The sequence below is a fragment of the Streptomyces sp. NPDC059524 genome (assembly GCF_042749255.1).
Taxonomy (GTDB): Bacteria; Actinomycetota; Actinomycetes; order Streptomycetales; family Streptomycetaceae; genus Streptomyces; species Streptomyces xanthii.
In genome coordinates this window covers 1-7,675 of sequence record NZ_JBHYTK010000246.1, presented here as the reverse complement: position 1 = coordinate 7,675, position 7,675 = coordinate 1, and the positions used below count along the sequence as shown (strand labels likewise).

Here is a 7,675-nt window from a genome sequence, read left to right as displayed (position 1 = left end):
CATCTCCAGGGGCGCGGGGAACTGCGCGAGAAGCCCCACCGGCCCGCACCCGGCGGCGAGCCTAGACGTACCGCTTCAGTTCCCGCCGGGCCAGCGATCGCTGGTGCACCTCGTCGGGGCCGTCGGCCAGTCGCAGGGTCCGGGCGGCAGCCCACAGCTCCGCCAGCGGATAGTCCTGGGAGACACCGCCCGCCCCGTGCAGCTGCACCGCCTTGTCGATGATGTCGACCACCGCACGCGGCGTCGCGATCTTGATGGACTGGATCTCGGTGTGCGCCCCCTTGTTGCCCACCGTGTCCATCAGCCAGGCCGTCTTCAGGACGAGCAGCCGCAGCTGCTCCACGGTGACCCGCGCGTCCGCGATCCACTCCTGCACCACGCCCTGCTGAGCCAGCGGCTTGCCGAACGCGGTGCGGCCCACGGCCCGGCGGCACATCAGCTCGATGGCCCGCTCGGCCATGCCGATCAGCCGCATGCAGTGGTGGATGCGGCCCGGACCGAGCCGCGCCTGGGCGATGCCGAAGCCGCCGCCCTCCTCGCCGATCAGGTTCGAGACGGGCACGCGCGCGTGGTCGAAGACCACCTCGGCGTGGCCACCGTGCCAGTGGTCCTCGAAGCCGTAGACCGTCATGGCCCGGCGTACCTCGACGCCCGGGGTGTCGCGGGGGACGAGGACCATGGACTGCTGGCGGCGGATGTCGGGCCCGTCCGGGTCCGTCTTGCCCATCACGATGAAGATCTTGCAGTCCGGATTCATGGCGCCGGAGATGTAGAACTTGCGGCCCGTGATGACGTAGTCGTCGCCGTCGCGCTCGATGTGCGTCGTGATGTTCGTGGCGTCGGAGGAGGCGACCTCCGGCTCCGTCATCGCGAACGCCGAGCGGATCTCCCCGGCGAGCAGCGGCTCCAGCCACTGCTTGCGCTGGGTCTCGGTGCCGAACTGGGCCAGCACCTCCATGTTCCCGGTGTCCGGGGCGGCGCAGTTCAGCGCGGTCGGCGCGAGCTGCGGGGAGCGGCCGGTGATCTCGGCCAGCGGCGCGTACTGGAGGTTGGTCAGGCCCGCGCCGTGCTCGGCGTCGGGCAGGCTGTGCTTGTCAAAGAACAGGTTCCACAGGCCCTGCCGGCGGGCCTCGGCCTTGAGGTCCCCGACCACGGCGGGCGTCTGCCACGGCGAGTCGAGCGCGGTGCGCTGCTCGGCGGCGACGGCCTCGGCCGGGTACACGTGCTCGTCCATGAAGGCGAGGAGCCGCTCCCGCAGTTCCTCGGTGCGGGCGTCGAATGCGAAGTCCATGCGGGTCAGCCTTCCTGGGGGGCCTTGAGCGTGGTCAGGCCGTGCTCGATGAAGACCGGGACGAGCTCACCGATCCGGTCGAAGCCGGCGCCGACCGTCTGGCCGAGCGTGTACCGGTAGTGGATGCCCTCGAGGATCACGGCGAGCTTGAACCAGGCGAACGCCGTGTACCAGGCGATCGCGGAGACGTCGCGCCCCGAGCGCGCGGCGTACCGCTCGATCAGCTCGGCCGGGTCCGGGTGCCCCGGGGCCGTCGCGGTCGTGGAGACGGGGGACTCGGTCATGCCGAGGTCCGTGCTGTACATGACCAGCAGACCCAGGTCCGTCATGGGATCGCCGAGCGTCGACATCTCCCAGTCGAGGATCGCCTTGATCCGGTCGACACCGTCCGGGTCCTGGCGCACCAGGACGTTGTCGAGCCGGTAGTCGCCGTGCACGATCGTCGGCGCGGGGGAGTCCGGCAGGGTGCGGCCGAGCGCGGCCTGGAGCGCGTCGATGCCGGGCAGATCGCGATTGCGGGAGGCGTCGAGCTGCTTGCCCCAACGGCGCAGCTGGCGCTCCAGGAAGCCCTCCGGCCGGCCGAAGTCGCCGAGGCCGACCGCCTCCGGGTCCACGGCGTGCAGGTCGACGAGCGTGTCGACGAGCCCGAGCACGGCCGCGCGGGTCCGCTCCGGGCCCAGCGTCGCGAGCTGCTCGGCGGTCCGGTACGGGGTGCCGTCGACGAACTCCATGACGTAGAAGGGCGCCCCGAGCACGGAGTCGTCCTCGCACAGCAGGACCGGCTCGGGCACCGGCACGTCGGTCGTGTGCAGGGCGGCGATGACCCGGTGTTCGCGCTTCATGTCGTGCGCGGTGGCCAGGACGTGGCCGAGCGGCGGCCGCCGCACCACCCATCGCGTCGTCCCGTCCCCGACCTGGTACGTCAGGTTGGAGCGCCCGCCCTCGATGAGCCGCGCGGTCAGCGGACCGCCGACCAGTCCGGGCCGCTCCCGGTCGAGGTGGGCGCGCAGCTGGTCGAGGTCGAGACCTGGGGGGTGGCTCATCGGGGTCCTCCGGGGAAACGGGCGGCAGCGTCGTCGGCCACCATCATGCTGACTGGTCGGTATGTCGTCCAGTGATGCGGACGAACGTGATCGTTCTTACGCTGCCTCGTCCCGCGCGTTCACGGAAGAGGGCCTCGCCGGACGCTCCCGGGCCGTGCCGGTCCGCCGCTCACGCCGCGCCGCTCACGCCGCGCCGCTCACGCCGCGCCGCTCACGTCACACGGTTCACGTGACGAGCAGCGACGCGAACACCGCCAGCGCCACCGTGCACAGCGACGCCATGACCGCCCCGCGCCGCGACATCACCGGCGGCGCGACCTCGTGCAGCGCGAGGCCCGTGATGCGCCGGTGCGCCACCGCCAGGAAGCCCAGCCACACCAGCAGGCACAGCGCGGCCGCCACCCAGCCGAGCGCCCCGCCGGAGCCGCTCAGCGCCGTCCGTCCGGCCAGGATCGCGGCCACGGTGCACGACAGCGTCGTACGCCGCCACGCGAGACGGGTCCGCGCCGGCTGCAGTCCGGGATCGCGTACCGGTTCCTCCACGCCCGCTCACCCCGCCCAGCCGGCGAACACCACGACCACCATGGCGACGGCGACCAGCGCGATCACCACGCTCAGCAGCGCGGGGAACCGGGACACCGGCAGGTCCTCGCCCTTGCGCATGGCCCGCTCGCACCGCACCCAGTGGCTGACGGCCCGCAGGGAGCACAGCGCGCCCGAGGCGAGCAGGGCGAGCGCGAGTCCGACCCGCCAGCCCCAGGGCAGGTCCGGCAGGAACTGGTCGACCGCGAAACCGCCGCCGATCAGCGCGAGCGCGGTGCGCAGCCAGGCCAGGAAGGTCCGTTCGTTGGCCAGCGAGAACCGGTAGTCCGGCGTCTCGCCCTCGTCCCTGACCCGCTCCGGGGCGAACCAGAGCCGTACGTTGCGTGCGAATTCGATCACGGTGTGGACCTTAGGCGGTGTCCGTCAGCCGCGGGCCCGCAGGCGTGCCCAGGCCGCGAGCGAGTCCGGGGTGAACGGCCACGTGCCGATGCGCCGGTCCAGCTCCTCCTGCGGCAGGAACGCGTGCCAGGCGACCTCCTCGGCCTGCGGGTTCACCGGCCGGTCGCAGACCACCTCGTACACCGCCGACCACCACGAGCGCCCCGCCCCGTCCTCGTACAGGAAGCGGAACAGCGGCGTCGGCCGCGGCAGCCCGGAGACGCCGAGTTCCTCCTGCGCCTCCCGCAGCGCGGCCTCGTCGTACGTCTCTCCCGCGCCGACCACCCCGCCCACGAACATGTCGTACATCCCGGGGAAGACGAGCTTGGTGCCGGTGCGCCGGTGCACGAACACCCGGCCCTCCGGGTCGCGGGCCAGGACGAACGCGCAGCGGTGCCGCAGCCCCCGCGCGTACGCCTCGCCACGCGCCACCTGCGCCACGACACGGTCGTCCGCGTCGACGATGTCCAGCATCTCCTCGGCCGAACGCGCCGCGTGCGCCGACACCTCAGGCGCCTCGGAACTCTCGGCACCCTCGGAAGGGCTCGCAGAACTCGCAGAACTCATGCCCCGAGGCTAAGCCGTGCCCCGGGCCCCGCCCCTACACCGGGCTCGACTCCGCGTTCCGGTCGTGCGCCGCCGCCCCCGGCATCGCCGGATGCAGCCCCAGCAGCACGACCCCCGCCACGATTCCGGCCAGCCCCAGCACCTCCCAGGTCAGCGCCGCCGCGTCCGTGCGCAGCCGGTCCCCGAGGAATCCCACCCCGCACGCGATCCCGGCCAGCGGCTGCGCGGCGGTCAGCGCGGGCAGCGACATCCGCAGCGGCGCCGTCTCGAAGGCGCTCTGCACCAGCAGCAGCCCCGTCACCCCGAGCAGCAGCACCGCGTACGGCTGCCAGCCCAGGAACAGATGGCTCAGGCCGCCCGCCTGGAACCGCTGCCCGCTGACCCGGGTCAGCGCGTCCTGCACCCCGTAGAGCATCCCGGTCGCCACCGCCAGGAGCACCGGCGCCTTGCTCAGCCGGGACCGTTTGGCGAGCGCCGCGAGGAGCAGCGCCCCGCCCACCATCAGCCCGATGATCAGCCAGTGCCGCAGCGGCCCCGCCTTCTCGCCGCCCCCGCTGGGCTGCCCCGCCACGATGAAGGCGGTGACGCCGCCCGCGAGCAGCAGGAGACCGAGCCAGCCCTGCCGGCCCAGCGGCACGTACGTCTGGAGCCGGGAGAGCAGGAGGGCGAAGAGGAGGTTCGTCGCGAGCAGCGGCTCGACCAGTGACACCTCGCCGTTGCCGAGCGCCACCGCGCCGAGCGCCATGCCGCACACCATGAACCCGATGCCCGCGAGCCAGCGCGGCATCCGCATCAGGTCGAGCAGGAGCCGGGGCCGCAGGAAGTCGCCGAGCGGGGCGCGCCGGGCCGCGTTCTGCTGGAGCACGAAGCCGATGCCCAGACAGAAGGCCGCGCTCACGGCGAGGACGAGGACGAGAACCGGCACGCTGTGCACCTCGGACTGCGCTCGGAAAACACATCGCTATGCGGCTGACGATAGCGCTCCGGGCCCGGCAGCGCCCGCGGCCGCGAGGTGGTTGAAATGTCATGCAAGTGAACTCGTCGGAATGTGCGACGAGTTGGTGAAGCCCGTCTTCCGATCACCCTTGACGGGGAGCCCTCCCTACCGGTTTGCTGTGCGTGATCATCCGCCCCTTGGCCGCCCCGACCGCGCAGCCTCGCGCGCCGCAGACGGCGTTACTGAAAAGTCGTAGAGGAACCGTCGCGGTGTCCCCACCCCCGCCCCCGCTCGGCCGCCCTCGTAAGAAGGCCACGCACTCCTTCGATCCCGCGCTCGACGACGCCGACCTCGTCGCCGCCCGCACCGCGCTCGCCCAGGGCCGGTGGTCCGAGGCCAGAGCGCTGCTCGCGGGCACCGGCGACGACTGGGACCGGCGCGGCCACCGGATCACGGTCCTGGCCCAGGAGCCCACCACCACCGCCTGGGTCCGCGACTGGCTCCTGGTCGAACCGGAGTCGACGGACGCCGCCGTCCTGCTCGCCTGCGCCGGCGTCCACCGGGCGCTCGCCGGCAAGGCCCGTCCGGACAAGATCCGCGACGGCTGCCTCGACGCCGCCGCCCTGGTCCCCGCCGATCCCACGCCCTGGCTCGGACTGCTCCTCCTGGAGCGCGAGTTGGGCCGAGAGGAGGACGTCGTGCGGCTCTTCGACGAGGTCCGCCACCGGCACCCCGGCCACCACCACGCCCACCACCTCATGGTCGCCCGGCTCGCCGAGCGCCGTGCCGCCGCGGGCCAGGACCCGCTGCACGAGGTCTACGACTTCGCCGCCTGGGCCGCCGAGCAGGCCCCGCCCTCCTCGCCGCTCGCCGTCCTGCCCGTCGTCGCCCACGCCGAGCGCTACCGGGTCCTCGCGAAGGCGGGCACCGAGCCCGCCGACCCCAAGGCCTCGGGCCACTGGACCGGCCGCCGGGCCCGCGTCGTCATGAAGGCCGCCTTCGACTGGTGGCTGGAGTGGGGCGAGACCCCCACCGGCGCCGCTCGTCCGCGCGACCGCGTCGACCTCAACTTCCTCGCCCACGCCAAGTACTGCGAGGGCCGCCCCGCCGAGGCCGCCGCCCTGTTCCACCGCATCGGACCGCACGTCACACCGGAGCCCTGGTCCTACCCCGACCGGGACCCGTACGAAGCGTTCCGTGCCGCGCGCAGTGCCGCGCTCGGCACGGCGTAGCCGTCGACCACGACCCACCGTGAAGGGACACCCCCCGATGACCACGAGCGACAGAACGGCCGAGAGCACGGCGGAGCCGGGCATCAGCACGTTCATAGGCGAGGAGAGCGCCCTGCGGGCCGGGCGGCTCGGCACGGCGGGGCTGCTGCTCTCCGTGCTCGCCGCGACCGGCCCCCTGATGGTCGTCGCGGGTGTCATGCCCACGACGTTCGCGGTGATGGGCGTCGTCGGCATGCCGCTGCTCTTCCTGATCCTCGGCGTCGTCCTGACCCTGTTCAGCGTCGGCTACGCGGAGATGAGCCGGCACGTGCACAACGCCGGCGCCTTCTACGCGTACATCGCGCGCGGGCTCGGCCCGACCGCCGGCGCCGCCGCGGCCCTGGTCGCGCTCGTCGCCTACAGCGCGCTGCAGGTCGGCATCTACGGCATGTTCGGCTTCGAGGTCTCCGGGCTCGCCCAGCAGTTCCTCGACCTGGAGATCGCCTGGTGGATCCCGGCGCTCCTGGCCGTCGTCGCGGTCGCCGTGCTCGGACTGCTGAAGATCGACGTGAACGCCAAGGTGCTCGGCGTGCTGCTGCTCGTCGAGGTGGCCGTCGTGGTCGTCTTCGACATCGCCGCCATCAGTGACCCGGGCAGCCAGGGCCTGTCCCTGGACGCCTTCGACCCGGGCACCCTCTCCGGCGTCGGCCTCGGCACCGCCCTGTGCTTCTGCATCGCGGCCTTCACCGGCTTCGAGCAGGCCCCGGTCTATGCGGAGGAGACCAGCCGCCCGCACATCCTCGTGCCCCGCGTCATGTTCCTGGCCGTCGGCGGCGTCGCCCTGTTCTTCGCCTTCAGCGCCTGGGCGCTGACCGTGGCCACCGGCCCCGGCGCGATCGTCGGCGAGGCCCGCAAGCAGTCCGCGGGCCTGCTGTTCGGACTCACCGAGGACCGGCTCGGCGGCACCTTCACGGACGTCGTGCACGTGCTGTTCGTGACCGGCATGTTCGCGGCGCTGCTCAGCTTCCACAACGTGGTCGCCCGGTACGCCTTCGCGATGGGCCGCGAGGGCCTGCTGCCCGCCCGCTTCGGCCGCACCAACAGCGCGAGCGGCGCGCCCGGCACCGGCTCCGTGCTGCAGTCCGTGATCTCCCTCGTCGTCGTCCTCGTCTTCGCCGTCACCGACTCGGGCCCCGCCGGCGACCCGACCGCGCCGGTCCTGCGCCTGTTCACCTGGGGCGGCAACGTGGGCGCGCTCGGCGTCATCGTGCTGATGGCCACCGCCTCCCTCGCCGTCATCGTCTTCTTCGTGCGTCGCGGCGCGGCCGGCGCCCAGATCTGGCGGCTGCTCGCCTCCGGCCTCGCCGCTCTCGCGCTGCTCGTCATCGCCGGCTACACGGTCAAGGACTTCGACGTGCTCCTGGCCTCCGCGCCCGGCTCCGCGCTGACCTGGATCCTGCCCGGCGTCATCGTGCTCGCGGCCCTCGCCGGCGTGGCGTACAGCCTGGTGCTGCGCGCCCGCAACCCGCAGGCGCACGCCCGGATCGGCCTCGGCAACGAGGCGTTCCAGCTGGAGAAGCGCGCGGGCTGACCCGCACGGAGAACGGCGGCGGCCCCCACGCGACCGGAGAGGTCGGGTGGGGGC

8 protein-coding genes are annotated in these 7,675 nt (G+C 73.0%); 2 read left to right on the top strand and 6 right to left on the bottom strand.

What is annotated here, in order from left to right; translation table 11 throughout:
* Positions 1-61 precede the first annotated feature (61 nt).
* The 6 genes from ACFW9D_RS36970 to ACFW9D_RS36945 form a co-directional block, all read right to left on the bottom strand.
* Complete coding sequence (locus ACFW9D_RS36970; RefSeq protein WP_384629732.1) at positions 62-1,291, bottom strand: acyl-CoA dehydrogenase family protein; 1,230 nt, start codon at positions 1,289-1,291, stop codon at positions 62-64.
* A 5-nt stretch (positions 1,292-1,296) separates the two neighbouring features.
* Positions 1,297-2,334, bottom strand: a complete 1,038-nt coding sequence (locus ACFW9D_RS36965) for a phosphotransferase family protein (RefSeq protein WP_188339826.1) — start codon at positions 2,332-2,334, stop codon at positions 1,297-1,299.
* A gap of 225 nt (positions 2,335-2,559) precedes the next feature.
* The gene (locus tag ACFW9D_RS36960) at positions 2,560-2,877 is read right to left on the bottom strand and encodes a DUF202 domain-containing protein (protein ID WP_188339827.1); all 318 of its coding nucleotides are present in this window, start codon (positions 2,875-2,877) and stop codon (positions 2,560-2,562) included.
* 6 nt (positions 2,878-2,883) lie between these two features.
* The gene (locus tag ACFW9D_RS36955; protein ID WP_384629727.1) at positions 2,884-3,276 is read right to left on the bottom strand and encodes a YidH family protein; all 393 of its coding nucleotides are present in this window, start codon (positions 3,274-3,276) and stop codon (positions 2,884-2,886) included.
* Between the two features lie 24 nt (positions 3,277-3,300).
* Positions 3,301-3,789: an NUDIX hydrolase gene (locus ACFW9D_RS36950; RefSeq protein ID WP_384629735.1), complete on the bottom strand. Its 489-nt coding sequence runs from the start codon at positions 3,787-3,789 to the stop codon at positions 3,301-3,303.
* A gap of 127 nt (positions 3,790-3,916) precedes the next feature.
* Positions 3,917-4,807: a DMT family transporter gene (locus tag ACFW9D_RS36945; protein WP_188339830.1), complete on the bottom strand. Its 891-nt coding sequence runs from the start codon at positions 4,805-4,807 to the stop codon at positions 3,917-3,919.
* 281 nt (positions 4,808-5,088) lie between these two features.
* Between ACFW9D_RS36945 and ACFW9D_RS36940 the strand changes: the two genes are divergently transcribed.
* Both ACFW9D_RS36940 and ACFW9D_RS36935 read left to right on the top strand, forming a co-directional pair.
* Positions 5,089-6,051, top strand: a complete 963-nt coding sequence (locus ACFW9D_RS36940) for a hypothetical protein (protein WP_384629724.1) — start codon at positions 5,089-5,091, stop codon at positions 6,049-6,051.
* Positions 6,052-6,088: 37 nt separating this feature from the next.
* A complete protein-coding gene (locus ACFW9D_RS36935) occupies positions 6,089-7,621 on the top strand; it encodes an APC family permease (RefSeq protein ID WP_188339832.1) in 1,533 nt (510 codons plus the stop codon).
* Positions 7,622-7,675 lie beyond the last annotated feature (54 nt).

Excerpts from the sequence above, each read along its gene's own strand:
- ACFW9D_RS36970 (WP_384629732.1), bottom strand. The coding sequence starts at position 1,291 with ATGGACTTCGCATTCGACGCCCGCACCGAGGAACTGCGGGAGCGGCTC.
- ACFW9D_RS36965 (WP_188339826.1), bottom strand. The coding sequence starts at position 2,334 with ATGAGCCACCCCCCAGGTCTCGACCTCGACCAGCTGCGCGCCCACCTC.
- ACFW9D_RS36950 (WP_384629735.1), bottom strand. The coding sequence starts at position 3,789 with ATGCTGGACATCGTCGACGCGGACGACCGTGTCGTGGCGCAGGTGGCG.
- ACFW9D_RS36935 (WP_188339832.1), top strand. The coding sequence starts at position 6,089 with ATGACCACGAGCGACAGAACGGCCGAGAGCACGGCGGAGCCGGGCATC.